This is a genomic window from Occallatibacter sp. (genome assembly GCF_049582745.1).
GTDB lineage: Bacteria > Acidobacteriota > Terriglobia > Terriglobales > Acidobacteriaceae > Telmatobacter.
Genome location: NZ_JBAUUO010000153.1, coordinates 63,862 through 90,016 on the forward strand (window position 1 = coordinate 63,862; position 26,155 = coordinate 90,016).

The following is a 26,155-nucleotide window of genomic DNA, read 5'->3' on the forward strand; positions in this document are numbered from 1 at the left end:
AAAAACATTCCTCGGCTGTGAAGTCTTTCAGAGCTCATTTATGCAATTGGTTCCAGTGTAGGGAATTTGGAGAATTAATCTGCAAAACTGCGGAAATTCTTTTTCGTAGTGGAATCAGCGAGATGGGGCGAATTCCGTCGCGGCCGGGTATTGACATCAAAACTCAAATCGGTTGAAACGAGTAGCGGCGGGCGCCGCACTAGATGCCGCCCTCGAAGATCTTCTTCGACAAGTATCGCTCCGCCGAGTCTGGAATGATCGTCGCCACGCGCTTCCCCGCGCCTAGTTCCTTCGCCAAAGCAGCCGCGGCAAACACAGCCGCTCCCGAGCTAGACCCGCCCACAAGTCCCTCTTCTGCCGCGAGCCGCTTCACCATTGTGAACGCATCCTCATCGCTCACCATCACAACGCGGTCACACACATCGCGATGAAACGTCTCCGGAATGAAGTGAACGCCGATGCCCTCGACGCGATGCTTGCCCGGCGCGCCACCCTGCAGAATCGAACCCTGCGTCTCCACAGCCACTGTCACCACCGCCGGATTCTTCTCCTTCAGATATCGCGCAACGCCCGAGAACGTTCCGCCCGTTCCCACGCCGGCCACAAATCCGTCCACGCGTCCTTCCATCTGCTCCCAGATCTCCGCGCCCGTCGTATCGTGATGAAACTGCGGATTCGATTGATTTGTAAATTGCCCCGCCATGAAAGCGCCTGGAATCGCATCCGCAGTTTTGTTCGCCGCTGCGATAGCTCCCGCCATTCCCTCGGCCTCCGGCGTCCGCACCACCTCCGCGCCAAATCCGCGCATCAGGATGCACTTCTCTTCCGCGAATCCCTCCGGCACAAACAGCTTCACTTTGTAGCCGCGATTCACGCCGATCAGCGCCAGCCCCACGCCGGTATTTCCCGCCGTCGCCTCCACAATCGTAGAGCCCTCGTGCAGTAGGCCCCGCGCTTCGGCATCCAGAATCATGCCCAGCGCAGCGCGGTCCTTGATGCTGCCGCCTGGGTTCAGAAACTCAAGCTTGGCAAACACCGCGGCCGACTCGCTCGGCACAACTCTGCCGAGCCGAAGCATCGGCGTATGGCCAACCAGTTGAGTGATATCGGATGCAACGCGGACGGGAGAGGAGGTGGGGCTTTCGACTGCCATGGCAATTCAGTTTAGCTTACTGCGCCCGGCTATTTCTTCTGCGCAGGCCGCTTGGCGACCCGTGTCACCGGGAAATATCCTGTCCGCGTCCGCACGGTCAACTTGCCCATGCCCTGCGCCTCGGCAGTCACGCTCACGCGGCGAAATCCCGGCTCGTTCGACGGCTTCGAGGAGTGATAGCCGATCGTGTACTGGCTTCGAATATCGCGCGCCACTTCGGCGGCAATCTCGTCCACCTGTTCCATCGACTTGGGGAAGAATGCAATCCCGCCCGTCTCGTTCGACAGCAGTTCCAGCGCCCGCCGCGCATGCCGAACTTCGGCACGGCTCATCTCATCGCCAAACAAAAGCCCGATCGTATAAATCACTGGACCCGAAAGTTCTTGCACGCGCCGTATCGTCTGATCCAGCGTCAAGGTCGAGGCGTTATCTTCACCGTCCGTGATCAGCACCAGCACCTGCTTCGGCCGTTTTGCATCCGCCACCAGCTTGTCTGCCGACGCAACCACGGCATCGTACAGCGCCGTGCCACCCCGCGACTCAATGTGGCTCAATCCATCGCGAAGCTTGTTCACATTCGCGGTAAAGTCCTGGTCGATGTAGGCCTCGTCTGAGAAATTCACCACAAACGCTTCATCTTCCGGATTCGAGGCTTCCACCAGGTCCACGGCAGCTTTATTCACTGCAGGACGCTTCTTCGACATCGAGCCGGAATTGTCGACAACCAGGCCGATCGATACCGGGAGATCGGTGTGCTGAAAGCTGATGATGTTCTGCTTTACACCGTCTTCAAAAACCTGAAAGTTCCCTTGCTTTAGTGTCTGCACCAGCTGGGAACCCTCCAGCACCGTGGCGTTCAGCACCACTTCCTCCACATTGGTATGCAGCACGTACCCTTCGCCGCCCTCTTTATGCAAAGGTTCGCCGTTCACGCTCGGCGCTTTCTCGGCATCCGGTGAACGGACAGGGTCAGTGTCTACCGTCAGCGAAGGAGCCTGGGCCGGCGTGGCAGCGACAGCCGGTTTTGGTGCCTGTTGGGCACCCAGCGTGAGAGTCGAAACCAGGATGAGTACAGATAGGATTGCTTTATTGCAAAGGCGCATAGTATCCGGTTCGAGCATGGACCGTGAGTGGAGGCAAACCCGATGGCGGATTTAGCTTCACCTTCACTTTACGCCACTTGCCGTCGCGAGAAATGTTCTTGGGCGTGTATCCGATCACATATTGATTGCGCAGTTCCGTCGAAATCTTCTCCGCAATGTCACCCATTTCAGAGACGTCATCCACCCGGAAAAGTCGCCCACCCGTCTCTTCGCACAGATCGTTCAGCAGGACCGGTCCCGTGCGTTCCTCAGGTGTAGCCGCGTACGGATCGAAGATTCCGATCGAATAAATCTCCACGTCCGACTCCCGCACCTGAGCGCGGACTTCGCCTTCCGTATATCTCGATCGATTGTCCCCGCCATCCGAGACCACCAGCAGCGCCTTCCGCTCGTGCTTGGCTTCTTTCATCTTGGCCACGCCGTAGTAAATCGCATCCAGCAGCGCCGTCCGGTGACCGCTGCGCACCGTTGCCAGCCGAGCCTGGATATCTTCCACCGAACTCGTGAAATCCTCAATCAGTTCGGGACGGTCATTGAACCCGATCACAAAAAACTCGTCCTCGGGATTGGCCGTCTTAATGAACTGAATGATCGACTCGCGCGCGCGGATGAGCTTTGACGTCATCGATCCGGAAAGATCAAAAATAATCCCGATCGAGACCGGCGCATCTTCACTGGCGAAACTCTTGATCCCTTGCTGGCCATTATTTTCGTAAACCTGGAAGTCTTCCTTCTCCAGCCCCGTCACAAGGCGATTCATGGGGTCCGTCACCGTGACCGGCACCAGCACCATGTCCACATTCATCTTGATCAGCGACCCGGGCCTCGCCTTTCCGGCTCCCGTCGCGGCCGGCGCATCCACTCCCGCCGGTGCTCCCGCGGTCGGTGCATCGGTTGCCGGCGGCCGCACATGTACCTTGTCCAGCGGATTGTCCTGTGCCTTGATCGTCCCGGCGCCAAAAACCGCAAGCGCCACCATGCAAATGGCCGCAAGCCACGGTCTGCGGAACTGTCCGTGCGGTGCCTCGAGCCATTTGAGGAGTGGGTTCATGCGCTCGTACCTGGGCTCGTACGTGGGCTCGTACATGGGATTGATGGCGAGTTTAGCACGCTCCGCCGGTCCCTTGCGTTTCCCCAGGGATGCCCCTGTTTTCTTTGACGTTGCCCGACTGAAATCGGTGATCTCCGCTGGGATACAATCGACTCTAAGCGACAGTTCCGGCGGGACTTTCCCCGTCGAATCCTGCTGCATATATCCTGCCTTTTCTATAGGGAGCAAGACCTTTCGCATGGCGAGTATCTATCCGTTCCGCGCATGGCGCTACAATCCGTCGGCTGTCCGCCTTCAAGACGTGGTCACCCAGCCCTATGACAAAATCTCGCCAGCCATGCAAGAGGCTTACTACCAGCGCAGCCCCTACAATCTTGTCCGCATTATCCTTGGGCTGCCCGAACTGTTTGATGCCGAGCGTGCTGAAAATGTCTATAGCCGCGCCGCCCGCGACTTCAAGGCATGGCGCGAACAATCCATCCTCGTTCAGGAGCGCGACCCGGCTATCTTCGCCTACGCCCAGCGCTTCCGCGTGCCCGGTTCCGACGAGCTTAAGGAACGCCGCGGCTTCATCGCCCTTGGCAAGCTGCATGAATACGCCGACCAGGTCGTATTCCGCCACGAACAGACCCTCTCCAAGCCCAAGAGCGACCGCTTGAACCTCCTCAAAGCCACGCGCGCCCACTTCGGCCAGATCTTCATGCTCTACTCCGATCCCGCCCGCAGCGTCGAGAAAATCCTCTATGACGGCGCAGGCCCGGCCGACGCCGAAGTCGCTGACGAATACGGAGTCCTGCACCGCGTCTGGCGCGTCAGCGACCCCGCCATCATTCGCCTCCTCACCAGCACCATGGCCGACAAGAAGCTCATCATCGCCGACGGCCACCATCGCTACGAAACGGCACTGAACTACTCCAAAGAGCACGCCGCCACTCCCAAGCGAACTGAGCACAACGCCAACGAGCTTCCCCAGCCTGCCTATCCCGAAGCCGCCGTCATGATGACCTTCGTCAACATGGACTCCGAAGGCCTCGTTATCCTGCCCACACACCGCGTCGTCCACAGCCTGCCCAGCTTCGATCCCGCAGCCTTCGCACGCTCCGCCGAGCAGTTCTTCTCCATCGAAAAACTTCCCGACACCTCGGCTGCCTCCTGCATCGACACACTGCGCCACCAATCAGGAACAGGCTTCGTCGCCGTGACCCGCGCCGGCGCATTTCTGCTGCGTTCGAAACCCGACGCTACTGCAGCGGCTCTCGCCGACCTGCCCGAAAACCAGCGCCAGCTTGACCTCAGCCACTTGCACACCATCATCCTCGACAAACTCCTCGGCCTCGATGCCGAGAAGGTGCGCGAGCAGACCAACCTTCGCTACCTGCGCGACGCCTCCGAGGCAGTCGAGCAGGTCCACCGCGGCGAAGCCGATGTCACGTTCCTCACCAACCCCGTCACCATGGAGCAGCTCCGCGAAGTCGCCTTCGCGGGCTCCGTCATGCCGCAGAAATCCACCGATTTCTTCCCCAAGCTTCTCAGCGGTCTCACCATCTATGCGCTGGAGTAAGCTGGTCTCGGCATTCACGGACCGCTGCGCGCCTCGTGTCAGGGGACGACTTTACAGGCTGTGGAAAGACAGTCAGGAACTAGCGAAACGTCCCTCAGCGGCTAAAGCCGATGATCACTCTGCGACATTTATGGCACGGTTGAAACCGTGCCCTTTCAAGACGGTTTTTTGGGGGCAGATTCTCGCTGGCGCGACCTTTTCACTTGCCAGCGTCGCGCAACGGCCAGCCACTCCCCCTGAGCCCCCGCCCGCCCCTCGCTTCGTCGTCCTGCTCGACGCCGCCCACGGGGGCGACGACACTGGCGCCCATCTCGACAGCGGCCAGCTCGAAAAGTCCGCCAACCTCGCCCTCAACGTGCGCCTCCGTTCCCTGCTCGCCGCGCGCGGCATTCAGGTCGTCACCACGCGCGAGTCCGACGCCTCGCTCGAACTCGACCAGCGCGCGGCCATTGCCAACCACGCCAACGCCGCTGTCTGCCTCAGCCTTCACGCCAGCGAAAGCGGTGCCGGGGTGCATCTTTTCACGTCCTCCCTAGCGCCTGCGCCGCAGACACGTTTCCTCGCGTGGAAGACCGCCCAGGCCCCGTGGATCACGCGCAGCCTCGCGCTTGCCGGTGCGCTTAACTCCTCGCTCACCCACGCCGGCTTCACCGTCACCCTCGGTCGCATTCCCCTTTCCGGCATCGAGAGCATGACCTGCCCCGCCGTTGCCGTTGAGATCGCTCCTGAACGCGACGCAGACAAGAACATCACCACCGAGCCCGACAATCCCGACTACCAATCCCGCGTTGCCGCCGCCCTCGCCGCCGCAATTCTCGAATGGCGTTCCGACCCCAGCCGCACGGGGGCCCGCCAGCCATGATCCCGCGCTACCAGAAAATCCTCTTCGCGGTCCTCCTGCTCGCCTCGCTTGGCATGGGCTTCAAGCTCTGGCAGCTTCGCGAGCGTGCCCACAAGCGCCTGCTTGCCGGCGAAACCACCGCCCCCACCCAGGCCCCCGAAGTAGCCCCCGCCGAACAGGCCACCCTCGTCGTCGCCAACGACATGGACAACTCCCTTGTTCCCCAACTCCGTTCCCTGCCGCTTCCCGCCGATCCCGATGCCCGCACCCGCGCCGTCCTCGGCAAACTGCTCGACCTCTACGCCTCGCCCAACTCCACCCACTCCGTCCCCGGAGGAGCCGCCTCCGTCGCCCAGGTCTTTCTTTTGCCCATGCCCGGATCAATGTCCAGCCCCAAAGCCTCCGATACCGGCAACCAACTCGCCGTCGTGAACCTCACCGGCACCTTCGCCGCCAGCCATCCCTCCGGCCTCGAAACCGAATCCCTGACCGTCCTATCCATCTGCGCAACCCTGCGCGCCAACCTGCCCAATGTCACGGAAGTCCGCTTCCTCGTCGACGGCCAACCGCGCCGCACTCTCGCCGGCCACGCCGACCTCACCCGCACCTACCTGACCGCCGACGCGCTGCCCACCGAAGGAAGCACCCCGTGACCGAACCGTCCTTCACCACCCCCACCATCGGCGTCTTCGACTCCGGTTTCGGCGGACTCACCGTCCTGCGCGCCCTCATCGCCCGCGCACCCCAGGCTCGCTATGCCTTTATCGGAGACACCGCCCGACTCCCCTACGGCTCCAAGTCCCGCCGCACCATCGCTCGCTACGCAGCCCAGAGCGCGCGTTTCCTGGTCGAAGAGCAGGGCGCCGACTACCTCGTCATCGCCTGCAACACCGCCAGCGCCCTCGCCCTCGAAGACATCAAGGAAGCCGTCCCCTCCGTTCCCGTCATCGGCGTCATCGAACCCGGCGCCGAAGCCGCTCACAGAGCGTCGAAAACGCGCGACGTCCTCGTTATCGCCACCGACGCCACCGTGCACAGCCACGCCTACGCCGCCGCGTGCCAAACCCACGGCCTTCGCGCCCTCGAGAAAGCCTGCCCCCTTCTCGTTCCCCTCGTTGAAGAAGGCTGGGTTACCCCTTCCATCCTCAACGAGCCTGTTGCCGCGCCTGTACAACCGCAGGCAGCCGTCACCGCCGAAGTCGTACGCATCTACCTCGACGAACTCACCACCCAGGCCGCATCCCAGGGCATGAAGCCGGACACCCTCGTCCTCGGCTGCACCCACTACCCGCTCCTCAAACCCGTCATCGAACGCGTCCTCCCTCCAGGCTTCACCATCATCGACTCCGCCGAATCCAGCGCCGACAAGCTCGTCATGCATCTCAGCCGCGACCTCGGCGCACCGCCCAAACCCACCCCCGAAGATCCGATCCTCCGCTTCTTCGCTACCGACTCTGTCGAAAAATTCGAGCGCCTGGGCTCCCGCTTCCTCGGCCGCCCCGTAATCAACGTCCAACTCGTCGACCTCGGCGGCTGACAAGTTCCAATCCAAAACGCGCCGTAATGACTTGATATCCTGAATCGTGCATAGATTCCCCCATTCCAAGGAAGTGTCATCCTGAACGAATGGGGCCCCGAGCGCTTTTCAGTTCGGGGGGGTGGTGAGCGAAGGATCTACTTTTCGCGACGCCTGCAGAACGAAAAACAAATGAGACACGTATCGGAGGAACAACACAAGCATGATCGATTTGTCAGACAAAACGGCCGTGGTCTTCGGGCTGGCCAACAAGCGTTCCATCGCCTGGGGCATCGCCCAGAAGCTCCACGCAGCCGGAGCCACCCTGGCCATCTGCTACCAGAACGAGCGCATGAAGCTCGAAGCCGAGGACCTTATCAAGGAGCTACCCGGCGCTTCCGGATTCCAGTGCGACGTCTCCTCCGACGGCGAGATCGAAAAACTCTTCGCCACCCTCAAGGATAAGTACACAAAGCTCGACATCCTTGTGCACGCCGTGGCCTTTGCCCCCGCCGCCGACATGCACGCGGAATTCATCGACACCAGCCGCGACGGCTTCCGCATCGCCATGGACGTCAGCGTCTACTCCCTCATCGCCGTTAGCCGCGGCGCCGCGCCTCTCATGACCGAAGGCGGCAGCATCATGACCCTCAGTTATTACGCTGCCGAGAAAGTTGTCCCCAACTACAACGTGATGGCCATCGCCAAGGCCGGACTCGAATCTACCGTCCGCTACCTCGCCTGGAATCTCGGATCGAAAAACATCCGCGTCAACGGTATCTCCGCCGGCCCCATCAAGACGCTTGCCGCGCGCGGCGTCGGTGACCTCAGTGTGATGATGCGCACCCACGCCGAACGCGCCCCGCTCCACCGCAACGTCGATCAGCTCGAGGTAGGCGGCCTCGCCCTCTTCTTCGCCAGCGACCTCTCCAGCGCCATCACCGGCGAAATCACGTATGTAGACTGCGGCTACAACATCATGGGCTTCTGAATCGCTCGCGCACGCGGATACTCAAAGCGGGGTGCCCCAATCCAACATCCAGTTACAATTCTCCCCATGACAAGCGAGCGTTGGGCCCAGATAGGAATCACGACACAGTTCCTCATCGTCGTCAGGACACTGGCTGAGATCTTCCGGCTCAGGCACATCGATGGCCCGAACTTCTCGGCGGCGGTCGCAATGCCGTATGTCGCCGGCGATTTAATAGCTGTCTGCTTTTGCTGGATAGGCGTGACCTTGTACTTCTTCCGACGCTACACTCTGTCCGCCTGGATCGCGCTGGCGACCGTAGCCATTCTGTTGGCGTACAAAATTGCCGTGATCGGCTGGTAATGGCTCACCTTGACGATTGAGTCGAAAGCCCGGCTGCTCGATTGTCTTTAGACCCAGATTCGCTTTCGATTCCAAAGCTTTCCACCCCACAAAAAATTCCCAGAATTTTGCTGGCAATTTAAAATCGGCAGCCTGCCCGAGGGGTACCCCGAGCAGGCACTGGTGTTTTGACATTGGGTTCGAGGCCATCTGCCGGGAGAAACTCACATTCCTACTTCTGTCGGATGAAGAGTACAGTCGAGGTTCCATCCTTCGTTGAACTCACCAGGCGCACCTGATCCCCCTTGTCGATGTCGAATTTCGATCCGTTGACAACTCCCATGTAGGTCTCCGCCACCGTTTGCGCGTCAATTCTGAAAGAGTGTACGGCGCCGTTTTTGTCACTCACTGAGAGTGTGCGATCGTGCCCATTCCAATTCGCGACTTCACCCGTTATCGATGAAAACGGGCCCGCTCCCAATGTCTTTAGAGCGACGGCAGTCCTGTTATCATCGCTTCCAAAATAAAAGACAACCACGTATGCTCCTTGTTTATCGAACCTGGTTGCATCAATGGTGGTTTCGGCGACCTTCTTATCGAAAGCTATCGGGGTCTTCGACGAGGCCATCACTTTGAAAGTGCTTTTTTCGCCGTTGTCTTGAAACACGGTCATCGTGCCTTGGGAAGTGTCGATCGAACTCACGAATCCAGTAAGTGCGTGAACAATCTCCTGTGATGCTGCATCACGGGAAGCAAGGAAAAGTGAACCGACGAGAACAACCATACGCAGGTACGTCTTAAGCATTGTCTCCTCCATTTGTCGCGGATTGTGGATTTACGAATTACGTTCTCCGGTACATATTCACTCTGTGGGTTGCCTCTGATTCACTCGACAAGCTGCCATCCAGCCGCGGAGAAAGTCGAGAAGCGCCTTCGGAGGCTTGATCCATGCATCGGCAAGAGTGGGACGGTACTCTTCTCGGACCAGAATGTTGAAACCCCGGTGAGTCAATGCTCCAAATGCATCTTCGTCGGTTGCATCGTCGCCGAGATAGGCCATTGCCACATCTGGTCCCATTTCGTAGAGAAGCGAACGGACGGCATCCCCTTTGTCTTTCTTGGCAGGCCGGATCTCGATGCCGCCCTCAAAAGGAGCAAAGCGAAGTTCGTCTCTGTCCGGGATCATTGACCAGATTCGACGCATCTTTCGCATATCGTGTTCTGCAATCGATTCCCGGCCTCTCCAATGGATTGCAATGCTCGCAGTCTTCCGTTCAGCAAAGCTGGACAGCCCCTCGCATGCAATAAGCTTGCCGGCCGTCTCGATCGCTGCCAGCAACCGCGCATCGATCCTCGAAAACTCATCGGAACCGTCGGCTCTGAGTCTTTCCAGCCCGTGACACCCCCAGACCTCAACACCCGTCATCTTCAGCAATTTCGGGATCTCAGATGCCCGCCGGCCGGTGACGATCGCCAGGCGGGTGTCGGTTTCACGTTGAATCCGATTCAGTGAGTTGGAAATTTCGGGATAGGGGTAAGCCTCTTCGGGATTACAACTGAAGGGCGCAAGCGTGCCATCGTAGTCCAATAAAAGCGCGCGCGATGGAGCCTCGGAGACACGTGAAAGAAAAGCGGCAATTCGCATGTTCGTCGCCGAAGGATCGAGTGATTCTTTGTCGTGCATCGCATTTTCCTTTTTGGAATTGCCCGAAACCAATGTCTTGACGGAACCAACCGGTTCGCGTCACAAGAAAGGATTCCGTCCAAGTGGGAAAATGCTTTAGCAGAGGAGGCAGCAGGGCACATCAACAACACATACTCGTTGCAGACTTTGTGCATCGCTGCTTGTCAACCCGATACCGGCAAAAGCCGGAAGAAGGCAAACAACGATCTGCACACTGAACGAGAACATCGCGAGGATGAGACATAGCCACTGCTGTGCGCGTAGTGCCGTCGGCTGAATGTCGACGAGAGGAGAAATAAAAATAGCGATAATGAACAAAATGACACAGGCGACAAGAACGATTGCGAAGATCCTGTTCATTCCCCCGGAGTATAGCATCTACGAATATTCGATGAAAACCGCAGAATTCATTCGTGCATAACCGCTGTACCGTACCCCGGCCACTTCTGAAGAGTCCGGCCATTTCCGCCGACTCCTCACATTCTCAAAATCTCCTCCCACACCGCATCCTCCACGGGCAGCCCAAGCGTGCGATTCTCCTCCCGCAACTCCACCCTCTTTCCCGCCAGGCGCCCCGGGACTGGATTCTCAGATCTGGGAATTCGAAGAGTTCGACGGCTCACGGGATGCCATCCTCGCCCCCACACCGCTCACGAATGAAAAAATCATCGGCCGCAGCAAGTAGAGAACGGCCACGAGAAACATCACCTCATTCCCCTCGGCAAACGCCCACATACCACTCGAAGCATTTTGCAGATCAATAATCTGCGTCGTCGAAATTCCCGTGGTGGCGGCCTCAGAGCGGATCATTAGATTGCGCTGGAACACCATCGCCTGGTACGCCACCACCCAAATGATCAGAAAGCTGCAAACTTCATAGCCAACGCGCACATAGCCATTCAAGTTGCGCACAAACCGCGCATAGCGGTCTGTCTCCAATGGCGCGCGGTCGCCCAGTGTCGCCAGCACAGCCAACCCAAACGGCCCTAACACCGCCATCAAGACCCACAAATACGAACGCTTCTTTGAGCGAATCACCACAAGACACGCCAACATCCACAACACGGCTGCACACGTTACGGACGCCAGGAAAGTCAGAATCTTCAGCGTACTGAGAAGCTGGTAGCTGCGCACGTAGTTCGGATGACCCGCCGCAATCTCGGGATTAATCAGATTCGACAGCATTCCGCCCAGCATCAAAACCACGGGAATCAGCAGGAGCAGAAGCAGCGCGACGACCGATTGTTTCTTCATGATCCCCACCGTTCGGGAACTTCGGTTGATTCACTCTACACTACCCTCAACTGCATGCTGCCGATGCCGGTTCTGAAGAACCCGGACCGCTTCAATACTCCTTACATTCTCAAAATCTCCCCCCACACCGCATCCTCCACCGGCAGCCCAAGCCTGCGATTCTCCTCCCGCAGCCGCACCGTATTCTCCCCCGGATACCGCACCGGCTTCCCCGCCTCCGCCGCGCGCGTTCGATGCAACGATTCCACCACTTCGTCCGCAATCTGCTCCATCCGCGAAGCATCTCCCAGCCCCCGCGGATCGATCGCCACAAACATCTGCGACAATCCCGTCTCCTTGAGCGGATCGTTCGCAATCGCATGTGTCGCATTCCCCAGCGACGTCATCGCCGCCACCATATCCAGCACAACTGCCAGCCCCGATCCCTTCCAGAACCCCACCGGCAGCAACCGCTGCGACTTCTCAATCGCTCCCGGATCGCGCGTCAGCTTTCCATCCGCGTCAAATCCTCCATCCACCGGCAGCAACTCCCCGCGCTTGCGATAGCTCTCCAGCGCCCCATACGAGAACTGGGACATCGCCATATCCAGCACCACGTGCCCCTTCGCGCGCGGCACCGCCATCACCAGCGGATTGTTCCCAATCGCCGGCTCCACTCCGCCCCACGGCGGCACATTCGGCATCGTGTTCGTCCAGCACATCCCCACCACGCCCGCCTCCGCAGCCTGCCATCCGAATGTCCCGCCGCGCATCCAGTGATTCGTATGGGCCATCGCCACGCAGCCGATGCCATGCTCGCGGCTTAATTCAATCGCCCGCTCCATCGCCGCCCAGGCATTCAGGTTTCCCGGCCCGCGCTGCCCATCCCACCGCTCCAACGCACCAAATCGCGCCACGACGCTCGGCTCGGCAGCCGGATCGACGCTCCCATTCCGCACCGTCGCTACAAACCGCGCGAAACGGTTCACCCCGTGCGAATACACCCCATCGCGGGTGGTCTCCGCAAACAGCCGCGCACACCTCCGCGCGCGCTCTTCGCGGAACCCCAATCCGCGCAACACCGCCGCAAGCTGCTGCGCCACTTCTTCAAAAGGAATTCTGATCATGCAAGAACTCTACGATCCGGTGCATTAAGAGCGTGGGAGATCAGGAACTTCCCTCAGGGGCTAAAGCCCCAAGCTTTTTAAGCATCTCTGGCGGCACGGCTAAAGCCGTGCCCTTTCAAGGAGACCATTTATGCAACCTGCTAGTACCTCTTCCCTCTAGTACCTTTTCACTGGTCCTATTCCCTGGCTTTGTGGTAATTCGGATACGCCGGCTTGTGTACGTCGGTCTTCGGCGTCTTCGACAACTCCTCCATCGCCAGAGAGACCGCCCTCTCCAACTGCGGATCGTGCCCCTCGCTCACCGCCTTTGGATCCTGCTCCACGACGTAGTCCGGATCGACACCATGGTTCTCCACGTCCCACTCTCCCTGCGGAGAGAAGAATGCCACGCTCGGCGATGTCACGTGGCCGCCATCCATCAGCACCGGAATGGCCCCGATCCCCACCAGGCCGCCCCACGTCCTCTTGCCCACCAGTGGACCGAGCTTCGCATGCTTGAAGAGCCACGGCAGCGCATCGCCGCCCGAGCCTGAAAATTCATTCGCGATCATCACTTTCGGCCCGTAGATGCCCGCGTTCGGCGTGCGCTCGACCTTCCCATAGCGCGGCGCCCAGTACGACTCGATGTGCCGCCCCAGCACTTCAACAAAGTAATCGGCCACCTGCCCGCCGGCGTTGAAGCGCTCGTCGATCACCGCTCCCTGCTTGTCAGTCTGCGCAAAGTAATAGCGATTGAAATTCGTAAATCCGCCCGCGCCTGTGTCCGGTAGATACACGTAAGCGAGTTTGCCGCCCGAGAGCTGATCCACCTTCTTCTGGTTGCCTTCGATCCAGTCCACATTCCGCAGCGCTGCTTCGCTCGCAATTGGAGTCACCGAAATATCGCGCGGCTTCCCATCCTCTCCCGCGATGCGAATGCTGATCACTTTGCCCGCTGTGCCTTCAAGCGGCTGCTGAATATCCATATCCCCGGTCAGGTCCTGCCCCTCGATAGCGAGAATGCAGTCGCCCACCTTCACATTCAGCCCCGGCTGTGCCAGCGGTGCCTTCTCGCGCGGATTGAACTGCCCGCCCGTGTAGATCTTCGCAATGCAGTAGCGGTTGTTCTTGATCGCGTAGTCCGCGCCCAGCAGCCCTCCCGGCACATGCTTCGCATCCGGAATCTTCCCTCCGTTCCCGCGCAGGTGTCCCACTGAGAACGCGCTCAACATCTCCTGGAAGATGTAGTTCAAGTCCGCGCGCGAGGCGATCGACTCGACGTAAGGCTCATACTTCTTTTCATCCGCAACCGTATTCGTCCCGTGAAAGTTCGAATCGTAGAAAAACGCGCGCTCGATCCGCCACACCTCGTGATACATCTGCGCCCACTCCGCATGCGGCTCCACGCGCATCTTCACATCCGCGAACGACAGAGCGCCTTCACCAGCCTTCACCGGGGCATTCGCCGGCACAATCACCCACGTGGGCTTCGGGCCGCCTCCCGGAGGCAGTTCACTGCCATCCGGTCGCGGATGCCCCAGCGCCAGCAGCATCTTTTCGCCATTGGCTGAAAGCTCGAACTTCTCAACGTGCTCCGCCAGTTTCTCCGTCTTGCGATCTTCCGGCGTCCAGCGGCTCAGCGTTGCGCCACGATCCCCAAACCGGCCCGACTCCGGCCTCTCGGTGAAGTAGATGCTCCCCTTCAATCCCGCCGCCACGCTCTCGTAGACACCCGCCGGCAGCGGCAGCGCCACGATGCGTTTCTCAATTCCGTCCAGATCCACCTTCACCGGCTTCGGCGCAGGCTTGGCATGCGCTTTCTCGTCGCCGCTGCCTTCCTTGGCATCTCCGCCTTTGTCATCGCCTTTCTTGCCTTCCGCATTCTCTTCTGCCGGGGTCTTCTCGTCATCCATCTCCGGCGCAATCGGCGATGCCGTATCCGCCGCCAGTGTCAGCGCGTAGATGTTCGACGTCACCTGGTAGAGATCGCTCGTCATGTCGAGCCCGTCCGACGTCGCGCCTTCATTTGTGCTCGTTATGAAATAGAGATACTTCCCGTCGCGGTCAAACGCCGGCTCGCGCGAATCGCCCATCTCGCTCGTCACCTGCGTCGACTGCCCCGAATCCAGTGAGTACAAGAAGATCGAATGCAGGTGATTCTCCATCGATCGCGGATACGCAATCCACTTCGAGTCCGGCGACCACGCAAAATCAAATGTCCCGTTTGAAAAGCCGCCATACACATCTTTGTCGTTGATCACCGTCAGCTTGCCGGTCGTCGTGTCAAGCATGTACGTCTTCAGGCGATTGTCGTAGAACGCAATCTTCTTTGAATCCGGCGACCACTTCGCGTCAAAGTAGTACGCCGGCTCCGCCGCCAGCGCAAACTTTTTCACAACAACGCCGCCCGCAACCGCATCCCCGGTCTGCGGCGCGACGTGCAACTGATAAAGTCCAGACTCATCCGAGAAGTACGCAATCGATTGCCCATCCGGAGACCACGCCGGCTCTCTCTCCATCGCCCCCGGCGTATTCGTGATATCCCGCGTCGGCCCGTGCTTCGCCGCCACCGTAAAGATGTCGCCATGCGCTTCGATCGCGGCACGCACACCCGTCGGCGAAATCGCGGCGTTCTCCAGCTCGTCTCCGACGCTCTCGATCCGCGCCCGCACCTCCGGCAGATCCGCGTCAATCTCGATCGGCACCAGTTTGCTCGTTCCCGCCTTCGTGTCGTAGAGATAAATCTCGCCCAGCCGGTCGTACACCAGCGTGTCGCCCTCTCCATGCAACGAACGAATATCCGGCCCGTCATTCTTGAGCGCCTGCGTCACCGCCTTCGATGCAGGATCGAACTTGTAAATCGTCGCCTTACCCTTGCGCGCCGAAAGGAAGTAAATCTTCCCTCCTACATACACTGGCGAAAAGTCCGATGAAATATCATGCGGGATTTCTTGAGACTCCAACCCCGGCAGCGTCGTGACCCATATCGTGCTCGCGCGGCCACCGTGATAGTTGCCCCACGACACATACGACATGTAGTCGAATCCATACGCAGGCGGCAGCGGTGAATACGCAATCTCCTTACCATCCGGCGAGAACTGCCCCTGGTACGCCATCGGCAGCGGCAGTGGCTTTGCAATTCCGCCTTTCGCCGGCACTTCGTAAAGCTGCGTATAGCGGCTCTGCGAAATCCGCGTCGAACGGAACACGATGTCCTTCCCATCGGCTGTCCACGCCACCGCAAAATCCGCCGCAGGATGATAAGTTACGCGAAACGGAATGCCGCCCTCCGCCGGGATCGTGAACACATCGGTATTCCCGTCGTAGTCGCCCGTGAACGCAATCATGCTGCCGTCGGGCGAAAACACGGGATCAGTCTCAATGCCAACTCCCGTCGTGAGTCGCCGTGCCACACCACCCGCGCGCGGCACCGTCCACAGATCGCCTGCGTATCCAAATGCAATCAGATCCTTGCTCAGCGCGGGATGCTGAAAGATGTGCGGCTTCGTGGCCGCGCGTGCTGCGGCCGGTTCAAGCACCACTCCAACTGCAATCAGGAAAACAGCAAGGCAAGCCGTCAAAGGCAGGCGCAACGCACGCATCAGGACCCTCCGGGAAGCTACTGCAGGATAGCCAACATCTTACAGCCCGTTCCGCCCACATGCCTTCCGAAAAGTTCCGAGCGCAATCAAGCGCAGCCGCAACCCTCGCCGCGCCACGCGCGCCTTCCCTCCACGATCAGCAAGGGCACGGCGACCAGAGCCGCGACGGTATCTACCCAGCGAATCTGCCACACTGCATAAATCGCCAGTCCCGCCAGCGTCACGCCTGCAAGATAAGCACACGTCGCCGATTGCGCAGCATCCGCGGCCAGCGCGCGATTGTTCATCCGCCGTGCCTGTCTTCGCTTCATCGACGCCAGCACCGGCATCACCACCAGCGCCAGTGCAGTCACGCCGATGCCGACCCAACTCGCTTCCATCGGTCGCGCACGCCCCAGCCATGCAATGCTCACAACCACCGCCGCCAAAGCAAACAAGAGCACCGCAGCAGCCCTGTCGGCATACATTTTCTTCAGCGGGAATCGCCGCCAAAACTGCAGCAGCACCACGGTCGCCGACAGCATTTCCACAAGGCTGTCCGAACCGAACACCAGCAGCGCCACACTGTGCGACTGAGCAGCCGCCCACATCGACGCACCACACTCAAGCGCCATCCACGCCAGCGTGATCCACTGCAACCACAACACCTGCTGCGGCAGCGCGGCATCGGTCGCACACGATCCGCAACATGCATCTGGAGTGTCCGATTGCATAGAAAGAGGACTCAGACTCTAATGCGGCTCAGGCACGTATTCCGGCCGCTTCGGCTGCGGAGCGACCCCGGTTGTTACTTTCTGTCCGCCGCTGTTCGCGCTCTTCGCATCACTCGAGCCCACTGCCGTTATGCCGGTCACCACGGGACGCTTGTTGCCGCCGACTGCCCGCGTATCGCTCGACTGAATACCCACCACAACCGGCCGCTTCGACTCCGCAGTGTTTTGTTGAGACTGTCCATTGCCTGCGTAAAAGTATTGCGTGTCTGAAGAAGTACCGTTCACCACTTCAACCTTCATCTGCGGCGCTTCACTCTTAGCGGTGCCGGCGGGCTTCTTCTCGTCGTCGAACACAACTTGTTTTGTCGAGGATCCGTTGATTACCTCGACAGAATGCTCCGTGAATTCCGGACGGTACGCAGCCCGCTTGGCCCCGTTGCGACGCGAAGCCTTCGTATTTCTCTTCCTCGCCACTCGATGATGCGTTTTCGTTCTATGTGAAGACTTCGCTTGCACGCCCGGCGTTGAGGATTGTTTCGCCGCACTCTGCTGCGCCGGTTGCTGCGTAGACGTGGGCTTACTCTGCTGACCAGCCATCAACGTCGCGGCAAGAACGAACGGAAGACCCGACCTCAGAAAAGTCAGTTGCATCTTTCCACCTCTTCGTCGATCCAGCGCAACTATTCCTTCAGCGTTACTGAAATCTTGCGCGCGTCGCCACCCGCCGATGCAATCGTAATTTCGCCCGTGGCCTTCTTGCGAATGCTTTTGAACTTTTCGCCCCACTCCACCAGCACCAGAGCATCCGGCATGAGCAATTCATCCAGCCCCAGTGTTTCCAACTGCCGCTCACCTTCCAGCCGGTACACATCCAGGTGGAACAGCTTCACCGGCTTGCCCTCGCGTGTGCCGTCGTACTCATGCAGCAGCGTAAAGGTGGGACTCGTCACTTCATCGGGCTCCGCGGCGTCAAGCGCCTGCGCAATTCCCTTCACGAGCGTCGTTTTGCCCGTACCCAGTTCGCCCCGCAGAATCAGCAACTGCGGTGGCGGCAGCAGATTCACCAGCTTGCGCCCCACTTCCACCGTGTCGGCGCCGCTCTTGGTTACGAATTCGTGAATTCGTCCTTCGGCGACTGGGGATTCCTTGCTCATTCCGTTGCCTCGGCGGAGCGCACACCTGTACTGCCGGCGGACTGCAGCCCCTGCAACCAAACATACCCTCTCGGGTGGCCTTTCGGAAAGCGCAAAGGACGAAACAGAAACGCATGAGAAAAATATTTCAAGCTGTCGCTGGCAAGCAGCGTACGCTCGTCCGCATCGCAAACCGCAAGATCGGCAGCAAAGCCATGCAAATAAACAGCCGCCTCCACTGCTCGCGCAACATCGTCTTTGAACTGCGCCAGAAGCCCGGCGATCACGCCCGTAAGCAGATCGCCGCTGCCGCCCTTCGCCATTCCAGGATTGCCCGAAGTATTCACCGCCACACGTCCGTCAGGATGAGCGACCAGCGTACGTGATCCCTTCAGCACCAGCGTCACGCCGTGCGCGCGCACAAAGCCGCGAGCTGTTCCAAGACGATCCTTCTGAACTTCTTCAACACTCTTTCCGGCCAGCCGCGCCATTTCACCGGGATGAGGCGTCAACACCACCGTTCGCCCCGCCTTTGCGACCTCCGTCAGCTTCTCCATCAAAAATGGATTGGCAGCAAGTGTATTCAGCCCGTCAGCATCGATCACGATCGGCAGCTTTGTATCCGACAGCACCGCCTCGAGCAGAATCTCCACTCCCGGTCCCTGCCCCAGTCCCGGCCCAACTGCAATCACTGTCTTGCGCTCGATGAGCTTTTGAAATTGCTGTGCCGTGACGGCCTTACTGGCCAGCTCTCCCGTCGGGCTCGCCCCCATCGGCTGCGTCATCAGCTCCGGCGCAAACCCCGACACCTGCGCAACAATCGGACTCGGCACCGCAGCCGTGACCAGCCCCGCCCCCGCCCGCAGCGCAGCCATCGATGTCATCGCCGGCGCGCCCGACTTCCCCACCGAACCGCCAATCACCAGCACATGTCCAAACTTTCCCTTGTTTGAATCCGTCGCGCGCGGTTGCTCCACCAGCGCATGCGAAGCGCCGGCCCAGCTCAATCCCAGTTCGGAAACAATTGCCTCTTCCGGCGATCCAATCGGCGCCACCACAACCGGCTGATCCCAATGCCGCGTCAATTCGCCAAAAACATGCGCCGGCTTCGGCGCCGTAAATGTGATCACCGCATCCGAAGGAAACGTATCTTCTGCGAGCTTGCTGGTAGTCGCATCCGCAGGCCAGCCCGATGGCAAATCCACGGAGAGAAACGGCGCCTCGCTCGTTCGCGCCCACTCGAGCGCAGCCAGCGCCATCCCCTTCATCGGCGGTTTGAATCCCGTGCCCAGCACCGCATCAATGATGAGATCGGTCACCAGCGCCGCGCGATGCGCCTTCAACTCCGCCGCCGAATTCACTTCATACAAATGCCGATTCGGAGAGAGACTCAACTCGCGCCATGCCGTCGCCGCGTCGCCCTTCAGTTCATACTGCGAACCGAGTAGAAGCGTCGTCACTTCCAGTCCGGCCTTGGAAAGCAGCCGCGCCGCCATCATCCCGTCGCCGCCGTTGTTGCCCCGGCCACACAGCACCGTTACACGCCGCGCCCGCGGAAACTGTTCCCGGGCAAACGCGTCCACTGCCGCCGAAGCCGCGCGCATCAGCTCAATCGACGGCACGCCGTAGCGCTCCGTCGTCACGCGATCGCACGCCTGCATCTCCTCCGCGCCAAGAACCTTCACGCAACCATCCTAACGCCATCGCCAACAACTCACCCGAGTGTCATCCTGAACATACCGCTTTGGGACCCCATGGACGGAACCGTCCCTGGGGTAGGCGAAGTGAAGGATCTGCTTCCCGCTTTCGTCTGTGTCCGTGAAAATCATCGCCCACAAAAAAACGGCCCCCGTCATTAACGGGGGCCAAGTTGCCTTGGTTCTCTCGTGTTGCGAGAGCTCTATTGGCGGCCAACGGCGGGGTAGCCGTCGGCGCGGAAGGGAGCCTCAGGGGGGTGGCTACTCAGCATTACTGCTGCACCGCACCGGTCGAGGACGCCATACCATGGGGGGATGTGGTGCCCTGGGCCGCCAAACTGTTTTCCATCAACTTGATGTGCACAGTGCTGGGAACCCGCTCACGGTGATGCGATGCCATGGGCTTAGGCGCATTCTGATCTGCCGAAGCATTGCTGGCAACTTCCGTGGTCGGTTCTGTGATCTGGGCGTTGCCCAGAGCCACTGCATGCATCCGGTAGACGGGAATCTCATGTTCCGTTACGAGGTAGCGCTGCACTGCTGCTGCCTCACGCTGCGAACTCGCGATACCAGCTGCCCCTGCACCCGGCGAACGAGCTTCGATTTCGATGATGTAGCCCTGATGACCGTCCAGGCTCTTCGCCATGTCATCCAGCTTTGCCTTCGCATCCTTCGACAGCATCGGGCTGCCATTGCGGAACGGCACTTCAACGTCGGTGATCGGCTTGTAGGTGTCGAGTCCGCTGACGGTGGTGTTCAACGAGTCAACGTGCCCTGAAGCCGTCATCGCTGTCTGGTTAGCTTTCTTTGCCTGGTCGTCGGCTTGCGTGGCTACCTGGTTCGCCGCATCGGCCGAGTCCTGCGCCTTCTTGATGCCGGCCGTCGCACGAGCATCCACGTCCTTGATGTCGGAGGCGTTCTTCGCGTTCACCTGGTCGAGCTCGGTGAGGCGATCATTGATCGGATCGAGCCGCTTCTTCACCCACTTCTTGCGAGCCATCGGATTGATGCGGCCCCAGAATCCTTCTTTGTCTTGGGGAATGGGCTGCGTTACTGCTTCCGGAGGCGTCGAGGTCGGTGTCTGCTGCGCTGCCGCCGCCGGTGCATTCTGGGAATTGTCAGGCTGCGTCTGGGCCATCGCGGGGATCGCGATCACCGAAGCCAATGCAAGAATCGCTACCTGGCTGGGAAACAGTATTCGTGCTCTAATTTGGTTTTTCATTTTTTTCTAACCCCTGATCTGCGGTTGCCGCAATCGTTCTGCGGGTGAGCAGGTGTGCTGCTCGCCCTATCTATTGCATGGGGGATGCCAAAGCGCGGGATCTCCGTGGAGAATTAGATACATCGTTTATTTTCTATTATTTATGAGAGTTTCAATGGCGCGCGGCCGGAAATCTCTCTCTTCCGCGCGGAGAGACAGGAAAGTAATTTTTACAACGAAGGGTAAGTCTTACCGGGTAAATCGAGCTATATCCCTATTTCGTATCGACTTGAACAATGCGGATTTCTGGATACGTGCCATTCCAGTCGGGCGTCACCGTATCGAAGATCAAACGAAAATCTTGCCCGTCCCCAGGCTTGAGTGGGGCGGCCGACACTGGCTCAAGGTCGACGTATGGCTCGCGCGTCCTGATGAACTTCAGCGGCTGGGTTTCGTTTTGCGCCACTTCGTTCGCCACATTCCTGAAAAGCACCTGCACCAGCACTCTCGATACCGTCTTGCCGCCGTTATTCGCGATGTGACCGTCGATATACGTCACTTTCCCGCCCGCAAGATTGCTGCTTTCGCTCATCTTCACGTCCGTGATCGGCAAGTTGGCAGCATAGGGATCGGGCTTGGCGGAAATCGGAGTAACCGTCGCAGCGCCTTTGCCGCGCCCCATCATCAAAATGACGATCGCGGCCACCACTAGAACTACCACCGCGGCCATCGCCATCGGCAACCAGTTTCGCTCGCGCGGCTCCACGGGAGGAACAAGTTGAGGTCCGGTACTCACGAGCGGATTCTACACCTTGCCTGTTGTTGTCCTCATCGCTTAACGTGGATTCCACAGCTGCCGCCTGACCGGGTACACTGGCGCGACCGGTTGTTGTTTCTCAGCCACGGAGGTTCCATGCCCAAGTACGTCATCGAGCGCGAAGTCCCCGGCGCCGGCAGTCTTTCCCCCGATCAACTGCAAGCCATCTCCGAGACATCGTGCGGAGTCCTGCGCAAACTCGGCCCCGAAATTCAGTGGGTCCACAGCTACGTCACCGGCGACAAGATCTACTGCATCTACATCGCGCCGAATGAGCAACTCGTTCGCGAACACGCCGCCCAGGGTGGATTCCCCGCCAATTCCGTTGCTGAAATCAAGGCCATCATCGATCCCACAACCGCAGAAGCGTAGCAATTGCCTGTCTCAGCCCGTCGTTAGGTCGCCGTACCAACTGCCAGCGGCGACAGCGAGGGCGTGCGTTTCTAAACGTGATGTGAGTAACGTGAGTAACTCATCCGCTAACACTTTTGGTTGATTCACAATTCACTCGAATTGAATCTAAATAGTGTCAACGTACTTCGGGTGCTCGCGACGATCAAAAGCTCGCCGCGAGCCATGGAAAGGCAACAAGGCATGAACACCTCCCCCGCCATCGTTTCAAGCCGTCCGCTGCGCAAGGAGGACCTGGTTTACCAGGTCGTCACCGTCGCTGCGATGGTCTCGCTGCTGGCCAGCGTCTGGATCTTCTAGCTCCACGACGCCCGGCCGCGTTCCGACACTGAGCGGACGCTTCCTATCGAATATTCTCCATGCGATTTCCGGGATCTGGCGATTCCGCGCGCTCCTTTGCGCCGTGAATCAGCGCCACAAGATTCCATCCCACCGTTGAGAAAATCACCACCAGGAATACTGGGATCATCAATGGCGATAGCCGAAACGCTCCATCGCGGGCCGACTGGAGTATCGACCACTGCAGGTAGAGAAACAGGCACAGCATTTCGCTCTTGATCCAGGCCAGCATCAGGATGGTTTGATCCTGAATGAACGGCAGATTCGCTTCCGTCACCCGCACCGGAAGGTTGAACCTTCGAAACCGGATGCTGCCCAAAACTGTCAGCAGCAGGTAAACGCCTGTCGCGACCAGCGGCAAAAACCAGAGAAACCCCGGCGATCCCCATGCATTTGGCTGCCCGGAAATATCGAAGTGCGTTGGAATTCGATCCGGCAGCCGCTCCGGCCCATGCAACGCCGAATAGGTGAACCAGAAAAGAACCGCCAGCAACCCAAGACAAAATGCTTCCAACGTCTTGCGCATGCCAATCCTCTGTGCCGCTCAGTGTAATCACAAATGAGCGTATTTTCGAATCGGAATCTTTAACCCCTGAAAGTCTGCACCAGCAGCCACGCGTTCAGTCCCGCGATCACCACCGCGGTTGTCCACGCCAGCACTTTAAGCCATCGCGCGTTTACAAACTCGCCCATCTTCGCGCGGTCTCCCGTGAAGATCACCAGCGGGACCACAGCAAAACTCAACTGCAGCGACAAGATCACCTGGCTCAGGATCAGCAGCTTCTCCGTCCCGCGTTCGCCATTGATCGCCACCACGATGATGGTCGGAATGATGGCCAAACCGCGGGTAATCAGCCTGCGCTGCCAGGGCGATACCTTGAGATGGATAAATCCTTCCATCACGATCTGCCCGGCAAGCGTTCCCGTAATGGACGAGTTCTGCCCCGAGGCCAGCAGCGCCAGCGCAAACAGCGTGCTCGCGCCGGCTGCTCCCAGCAGCGGACTCAGCAGCTTGTACGCATCCTGGATCGCCGCAACATCGTAGTGACCGCTGCGATAAAACACAGCCGCCGCCACAATCAGAATCGCCGCATTCACAAACAGGGCAAGCGTCAGCGCCAGCGCGGAATCCACATTGGCCATGTGGATCGCCTCGCGCTTCCCCTCCGGCGTGCGTTTGTAGCGACGGCTCTGCACAATCGAGGAGTGCAGGTAAAGGTTGTGCGGCATCACCGTCGCACCCAGAATCCCGATAGCGATATACAGCATGCTGGGATTGGTAAGAATCGAAGTCGACGGAATCACCAGGTTGCGCAGAACCGGCCAGTAGTCCGGCTTTGAGAGAAACATCTGCACGCCAAACATCGCAATGATCGTCCCGATCAGCGCAATGACCAACGCTTCAACATAACGGAAGCCCCAGCGCTGCAGCAGCAGGATCAGCAAAACGTCCAGTCCCGTAATCAGCACGCCATAAAAGAGCGGAATGTGGAAGAGAAGTTCCAGCGCAATCGCTGAGCCAATCACCTCGGCCAGGTCGCAGGCGGCAATCGCGATCTCCGCTCCTATCCAGAGCGAGATGCTGACCCAGCGGCGGTACTCCTCGTGGCATAGCTGCGCCAGGTCGCGCTCCGTCGCCACCCCCAGCTTTAATGCCAGACTTTGCAGCAGAATCGCCATCAGGTTCGACAGCAGATCACAAACAGCAGCGTGTAGCCGAATCGCGATCCGCCCGCGATGTCCGTCGCCCAGTTCCCCGGGTCCATGTAGCCGACTGAAATCAGGAATCCCGGTCCCAGAAACCCCAGCAGCCGCCGCCAGTAACGAGGCGACCGGGATATGCGCACGCTCGCGTGTACCTCTGGCAATGAAGGCTCTCGAAGCCCGATGGAATTGGGAGTCTCTGTGGCCATAGAGGCAAAAGGGGGAACAGCGGCACTACTGTCTCCAGTATGCCACATGTTAATCATAGTTAATATATTTTTCTTATTTCTAATTACCAGGGTGTTCCAGGCGCAGCCAAACCGCTTCCGCTGCCGGTCTACCAAGGATTGAGTTCCCCGCAGGTAATTCAATCGAAACAGTTTGGTCGTAATTCTGGCTCAGCACGCGCAGATGCTGGTTCGGCCCAATACCCATACGATGCAGAAACAACAGCAATTGGGAGTCCCGCTCCTGCAGGCTGATCACCTGGTACCGCTCCCCCGCACGAGCCTCTGAAAGCGGGACATCTCCGCGGCTCTTGCGCTCCGCCGGCGTCACGGGCAGCACCGCATTGCCGTGCGGACAGGCCCCGCCCTCGCCCAGCTTTTCCTTCAGCTTCGCTTCGAATGCGGGCGAAACCGCATGCTCCAGCCGCTCTGCCTCGTCGTGAATCTCGTACCATGCCATTCCGAACACTTCGGTCAGCATTCGCTCAATCAGGTGATGCCGCAGCGCCGTCCGGTAAGCGGTCTCGCGCCCGGCCTCCGTCAACCGTACGATCCCGTCTTCTCTGATTTCGACGAAACCATCCCGCCGCAGCCGCTTCAGCGCCATCGTCACCGCCGGGGCCGAGACCTCGAGCCAATGCGCCAGCGTCGCCGGAATCACCTGGTGCCCCTCGGCCTCAGCCTCCAGGATGGCCTTCAAATAATTCTCTTTCGAAACCTGAATCGCGTCTTTCATGGGTTCTCATCCACTCTAGAGCAAAACCAGGGTTAAAGTTTTTCGATTAGCCCGGGTGTGATGCTTTGAACAATGGGCAACCATACGGTTGCGCTTTAGAAAATGCGTTTCAGACAAAGTCTTCAGCGGAAATGACTTAGTCGAAAGGGGGGTCCCCTATGTCGTAGAATGCGTGAGACTTAGGTCTCAGAGTCTTCATTAAATTGGAGTTAGCGGCCTACGATCGGGCGGCTTGCACCATTCCTGGGGCAGGGCGTTCCAGATTGTGGGGTGCTGCTCTCAAAAAGGGGACGGCCCGCAGTGATTTTGCTCGTCCGCACAGCGCGAGGCTCTATCCATGCCGCTTTTCGCTACTGAGTTAAGTGTAGAGAATTGGGAGAAATAACCTGCAAAGTTCGGGAGACTTATTTCCGCAAAAGAATGAGGCAGATGGGGCCGGTTCTGTGGAGGCGGGTATTGACATGGCTTGAGGGAACCGCACTGAGGAGGTAGCAGAGGTGCGGAAAGGGTCGGTGGTTGCCAGAATCGGCGGCGGTCTGGCGCACGGCAGAGAATCGTGAAAGTTCCGAATCGCCCACCAACAGGCTCACGACTTAAAGAGAGCCAAGCTGTGGAACCGGAAACTTATCGTCTTGTTGCAGCTGCTCGAATTGTTCTTTGGTCCAGGTCCTTGACCAGATTCCGCCGTAACCTGTTGCGACGCGGGTCCACTCTCCTGCCTTGGAGGCTAGTAGAGCCTTCAATGTCGCAATCAAGTGCTCCTCAACCGAGTCGGGCTGGCGTTCAACCTCCGCTTTGTCGGTCCATTTGAGAGATCGAGTCCCACGATCGTAATCATCTACCCACCAGACTCCAACGATGCTGACGATGGTTTCACTCTCCTGGCAGACGTCTAGAGCATTTTCATAATTACTGTACTCCGTAACCGCAGTGCCGGAAGAAAGCCTGCGCGTTTTGGGGAGTGATGGCGTCGATGGCCCGCGCGATGGCTGGTTCCAGCTGATCGAGCGCGCGG

General features: G+C 59.2%; 26 protein-coding genes. 7 read left to right on the plus strand and 19 right to left on the minus strand.

From position 1 onward, the window contains the following. Positions 1 to 199 precede the first annotated feature (199 nt). From cysK to WCA10_RS22125, 3 genes are read right to left on the minus strand one after another with little or no spacing between them, the layout of a single operon-like run. A complete protein-coding gene (cysK, locus tag WCA10_RS22115; protein ID WP_472824702.1) occupies positions 200 to 1,153 on the minus strand; it encodes a cysteine synthase A in 954 nt (317 codons plus the stop codon). Positions 1,154 to 1,182: 29 nt separating this feature from the next. Beyond that, positions 1,183 to 2,256 (minus strand): VWA domain-containing protein, encoded by a 1,074-nt coding sequence (locus WCA10_RS22120; protein ID WP_472824703.1) that lies wholly within the window; start codon positions 2,254 to 2,256, stop codon positions 1,183 to 1,185. Continuing rightward, positions 2,240 to 3,547 (minus strand): VWA domain-containing protein, encoded by a 1,308-nt coding sequence (locus WCA10_RS22125; protein ID WP_472824704.1) that lies wholly within the window; start codon positions 3,545 to 3,547, stop codon positions 2,240 to 2,242. Before WCA10_RS22125 ends, WCA10_RS22120 begins: the two co-directional genes overlap by 17 nt. On the opposite strand from WCA10_RS22125, the gene WCA10_RS22130 reads away from it, so the two are divergent. The 6 genes from WCA10_RS22130 (at position 3,546) to WCA10_RS22155 (ending at position 8,558) form a co-directional block, all read left to right on the plus strand. Next, complete coding sequence (locus WCA10_RS22130; RefSeq protein ID WP_472824705.1) at positions 3,546 to 4,868, plus strand: DUF1015 domain-containing protein; 1,323 nt, start codon at positions 3,546 to 3,548, stop codon at positions 4,866 to 4,868. The genes WCA10_RS22125 and WCA10_RS22130 overlap by 2 nt on opposite strands. A gap of 139 nt (positions 4,869 to 5,007) precedes the next feature. Continuing rightward, complete coding sequence (locus WCA10_RS22135) at positions 5,008 to 5,730, plus strand: N-acetylmuramoyl-L-alanine amidase (RefSeq protein WP_472824706.1); 723 nt, start codon at positions 5,008 to 5,010, stop codon at positions 5,728 to 5,730. Further along, entirely contained in the window at positions 5,727 to 6,362 is a 636-nt protein-coding gene (locus tag WCA10_RS22140) for a GerMN domain-containing protein (protein WP_472824707.1), read from the plus strand. Before WCA10_RS22135 ends, WCA10_RS22140 begins: the two co-directional genes overlap by 4 nt. Continuing rightward, positions 6,359 to 7,246 carry a glutamate racemase gene (gene murI, locus WCA10_RS22145; RefSeq protein WP_472824708.1) on the plus strand — a complete coding sequence of 296 codons (888 nt, stop codon included), beginning with the start codon at positions 6,359 to 6,361 and terminating at the stop codon, positions 7,244 to 7,246. The genes WCA10_RS22140 and murI overlap by 4 nt, the downstream gene beginning before the upstream one ends. 202 nt (positions 7,247 to 7,448) lie before the next feature. Continuing rightward, positions 7,449 to 8,216: an enoyl-ACP reductase FabI gene (locus tag WCA10_RS22150; protein ID WP_472824709.1), complete on the plus strand. Its 768-nt coding sequence runs from the start codon at positions 7,449 to 7,451 to the stop codon at positions 8,214 to 8,216. A 66-nt stretch (positions 8,217 to 8,282) separates the two neighbouring features. Further along, positions 8,283 to 8,558: a hypothetical protein gene (locus WCA10_RS22155; protein WP_472824710.1), complete on the plus strand. Its 276-nt coding sequence runs from the start codon at positions 8,283 to 8,285 to the stop codon at positions 8,556 to 8,558. A gap of 211 nt (positions 8,559 to 8,769) precedes the next feature. Here WCA10_RS22155 and WCA10_RS22160 read toward each other — a convergent pair whose 3' ends face one another. The 11 genes from WCA10_RS22160 to WCA10_RS22210 form a co-directional block, all read right to left on the minus strand. After that, positions 8,770 to 9,342 (minus strand): hypothetical protein, encoded by a 573-nt coding sequence (locus WCA10_RS22160; RefSeq protein ID WP_472824711.1) that lies wholly within the window; start codon positions 9,340 to 9,342, stop codon positions 8,770 to 8,772. Positions 9,343 to 9,399: 57 nt separating this feature from the next. Then, positions 9,400 to 10,221: a trehalose-phosphatase gene (otsB, locus tag WCA10_RS22165; RefSeq protein ID WP_472824712.1), complete on the minus strand. Its 822-nt coding sequence runs from the start codon at positions 10,219 to 10,221 to the stop codon at positions 9,400 to 9,402. Between the two features lie 588 nt (positions 10,222 to 10,809). Continuing rightward, positions 10,810 to 11,475, minus strand: coding sequence for a hypothetical protein (locus WCA10_RS22170; RefSeq protein WP_472824713.1), 666 nt, complete (start codon positions 11,473 to 11,475; stop codon positions 10,810 to 10,812). A gap of 101 nt (positions 11,476 to 11,576) precedes the next feature. Continuing rightward, entirely contained in the window at positions 11,577 to 12,581 is a 1,005-nt protein-coding gene (gene yiaK, locus WCA10_RS22175; RefSeq protein WP_472824714.1) for a 3-dehydro-L-gulonate 2-dehydrogenase, read from the minus strand. Positions 12,582 to 12,757: 176 nt separating this feature from the next. Then, positions 12,758 to 16,162, minus strand: coding sequence for a S41 family peptidase (locus tag WCA10_RS22180; protein ID WP_472824715.1), 3,405 nt, complete (start codon positions 16,160 to 16,162; stop codon positions 12,758 to 12,760). A gap of 86 nt (positions 16,163 to 16,248) precedes the next feature. Then, the gene (locus WCA10_RS22185) at positions 16,249 to 16,875 is read right to left on the minus strand and encodes a cation transporter (protein WP_472824716.1); all 627 of its coding nucleotides are present in this window, start codon (positions 16,873 to 16,875) and stop codon (positions 16,249 to 16,251) included. Positions 16,876 to 16,893: 18 nt separating this feature from the next. Next, a complete protein-coding gene (locus WCA10_RS22190; protein WP_472824717.1) occupies positions 16,894 to 17,526 on the minus strand; it encodes a hypothetical protein in 633 nt (210 codons plus the stop codon). Positions 17,527 to 17,555: 29 nt separating this feature from the next. Beyond that, on the minus strand, positions 17,556 to 18,029 hold the full coding sequence (gene tsaE, locus WCA10_RS22195) for a tRNA (adenosine(37)-N6)-threonylcarbamoyltransferase complex ATPase subunit type 1 TsaE (RefSeq protein WP_472824718.1): 474 nt from the start codon (positions 18,027 to 18,029) through the stop codon (positions 17,556 to 17,558). Further along, the gene (locus WCA10_RS22200) at positions 18,026 to 19,693 is read right to left on the minus strand and encodes an NAD(P)H-hydrate dehydratase (protein WP_472824719.1); all 1,668 of its coding nucleotides are present in this window, start codon (positions 19,691 to 19,693) and stop codon (positions 18,026 to 18,028) included. Before WCA10_RS22200 ends, tsaE begins: the two co-directional genes overlap by 4 nt. A 283-nt stretch (positions 19,694 to 19,976) precedes the next feature. Then, positions 19,977 to 20,927 (minus strand): OmpA family protein, encoded by a 951-nt coding sequence (locus tag WCA10_RS22205; RefSeq protein ID WP_472824720.1) that lies wholly within the window; start codon positions 20,925 to 20,927, stop codon positions 19,977 to 19,979. A gap of 253 nt (positions 20,928 to 21,180) precedes the next feature. After that, positions 21,181 to 21,702 carry a DUF2393 family protein gene (locus WCA10_RS22210; RefSeq protein WP_472824721.1) on the minus strand — a complete coding sequence of 174 codons (522 nt, stop codon included), beginning with the start codon at positions 21,700 to 21,702 and terminating at the stop codon, positions 21,181 to 21,183. Positions 21,703 to 21,819: 117 nt separating this feature from the next. Here WCA10_RS22210 and WCA10_RS22215 point away from each other — a divergent pair, with 117 nt between their 5' ends. After that, positions 21,820 to 22,095, plus strand: a complete 276-nt coding sequence (locus WCA10_RS22215; RefSeq protein ID WP_472824722.1) for a DUF4242 domain-containing protein — start codon at positions 21,820 to 21,822, stop codon at positions 22,093 to 22,095. A gap of 382 nt (positions 22,096 to 22,477) precedes the next feature. On the opposite strand, the gene WCA10_RS22220 is transcribed toward WCA10_RS22215, so the two are convergent. The 5 genes from WCA10_RS22220 to WCA10_RS22240 form a co-directional block, all read right to left on the minus strand. Continuing rightward, positions 22,478 to 22,999: a DUF1648 domain-containing protein gene (locus WCA10_RS22220; RefSeq protein WP_472824723.1), complete on the minus strand. Its 522-nt coding sequence runs from the start codon at positions 22,997 to 22,999 to the stop codon at positions 22,478 to 22,480. Positions 23,000 to 23,058: 59 nt separating this feature from the next. Continuing rightward, positions 23,059 to 24,153, minus strand: a complete 1,095-nt coding sequence (locus WCA10_RS22225) for an Nramp family divalent metal transporter (protein WP_472824724.1) — start codon at positions 24,151 to 24,153, stop codon at positions 23,059 to 23,061. After that, positions 24,153 to 24,341, minus strand: coding sequence for a hypothetical protein (locus WCA10_RS22230; protein ID WP_472824725.1), 189 nt, complete (start codon positions 24,339 to 24,341; stop codon positions 24,153 to 24,155). Before WCA10_RS22230 ends, WCA10_RS22225 begins: the two co-directional genes overlap by 1 nt. 124 nt (positions 24,342 to 24,465) lie before the next feature. Next, positions 24,466 to 25,140: a metal-dependent transcriptional regulator gene (locus tag WCA10_RS22235; RefSeq protein ID WP_472824726.1), complete on the minus strand. Its 675-nt coding sequence runs from the start codon at positions 25,138 to 25,140 to the stop codon at positions 24,466 to 24,468. 593 nt (positions 25,141 to 25,733) lie between these two features. Beyond that, positions 25,734 to 26,155 (minus strand): hypothetical protein (locus WCA10_RS22240; protein WP_472824727.1); only part of this gene is annotated, 422 nt, incomplete at its 5' end.

Excerpts from the sequence above, each read along its gene's own strand:
- cysK (WP_472824702.1), bottom strand. The coding sequence starts at position 1,153 with ATGGCAGTCGAAAGCCCCACCTCCTCTCCCGTCCGCGTTGCATCCGAT.
- WCA10_RS22120 (WP_472824703.1), bottom strand. The coding sequence starts at position 2,256 with ATGCGCCTTTGCAATAAAGCAATCCTATCTGTACTCATCCTGGTTTCG.
- WCA10_RS22130 (WP_472824705.1), top strand. The coding sequence starts at position 3,546 with ATGGCGAGTATCTATCCGTTCCGCGCATGGCGCTACAATCCGTCGGCT.
- WCA10_RS22125 (WP_472824704.1), bottom strand. The coding sequence starts at position 3,547 with ATGCGAAAGGTCTTGCTCCCTATAGAAAAGGCAGGATATATGCAGCAG.
- WCA10_RS22140 (WP_472824707.1), top strand. The coding sequence starts at position 5,727 with ATGATCCCGCGCTACCAGAAAATCCTCTTCGCGGTCCTCCTGCTCGCC.
- WCA10_RS22150 (WP_472824709.1), top strand. The coding sequence starts at position 7,449 with ATGATCGATTTGTCAGACAAAACGGCCGTGGTCTTCGGGCTGGCCAAC.
- WCA10_RS22155 (WP_472824710.1), top strand. The coding sequence starts at position 8,283 with ATGACAAGCGAGCGTTGGGCCCAGATAGGAATCACGACACAGTTCCTC.
- WCA10_RS22160 (WP_472824711.1), bottom strand. The coding sequence starts at position 9,342 with ATGCTTAAGACGTACCTGCGTATGGTTGTTCTCGTCGGTTCACTTTTC.
- otsB (WP_472824712.1), bottom strand. The coding sequence starts at position 10,221 with ATGCACGACAAAGAATCACTCGATCCTTCGGCGACGAACATGCGAATT.
- WCA10_RS22170 (WP_472824713.1), bottom strand. The coding sequence starts at position 11,475 with ATGAAGAAACAATCGGTCGTCGCGCTGCTTCTGCTCCTGCTGATTCCC.
- yiaK (WP_472824714.1), bottom strand. The coding sequence starts at position 12,581 with ATGATCAGAATTCCTTTTGAAGAAGTGGCGCAGCAGCTTGCGGCGGTG.
- WCA10_RS22180 (WP_472824715.1), bottom strand. The coding sequence starts at position 16,162 with ATGCGTGCGTTGCGCCTGCCTTTGACGGCTTGCCTTGCTGTTTTCCTG.
- WCA10_RS22185 (WP_472824716.1), bottom strand. The coding sequence starts at position 16,875 with ATGCAATCGGACACTCCAGATGCATGTTGCGGATCGTGTGCGACCGAT.
- WCA10_RS22190 (WP_472824717.1), bottom strand. The coding sequence starts at position 17,526 with ATGCAACTGACTTTTCTGAGGTCGGGTCTTCCGTTCGTTCTTGCCGCG.
- tsaE (WP_472824718.1), bottom strand. The coding sequence starts at position 18,029 with ATGAGCAAGGAATCCCCAGTCGCCGAAGGACGAATTCACGAATTCGTA.
- WCA10_RS22205 (WP_472824720.1), bottom strand. The coding sequence starts at position 20,927 with ATGAAAAACCAAATTAGAGCACGAATACTGTTTCCCAGCCAGGTAGCG.
- WCA10_RS22215 (WP_472824722.1), top strand. The coding sequence starts at position 21,820 with ATGCCCAAGTACGTCATCGAGCGCGAAGTCCCCGGCGCCGGCAGTCTT.
- WCA10_RS22220 (WP_472824723.1), bottom strand. The coding sequence starts at position 22,999 with ATGCGCAAGACGTTGGAAGCATTTTGTCTTGGGTTGCTGGCGGTTCTT.
- WCA10_RS22225 (WP_472824724.1), bottom strand. The coding sequence starts at position 24,153 with ATGGCGATTCTGCTGCAAAGTCTGGCATTAAAGCTGGGGGTGGCGACG.
- WCA10_RS22235 (WP_472824726.1), bottom strand. The coding sequence starts at position 25,140 with ATGAAAGACGCGATTCAGGTTTCGAAAGAGAATTATTTGAAGGCCATC.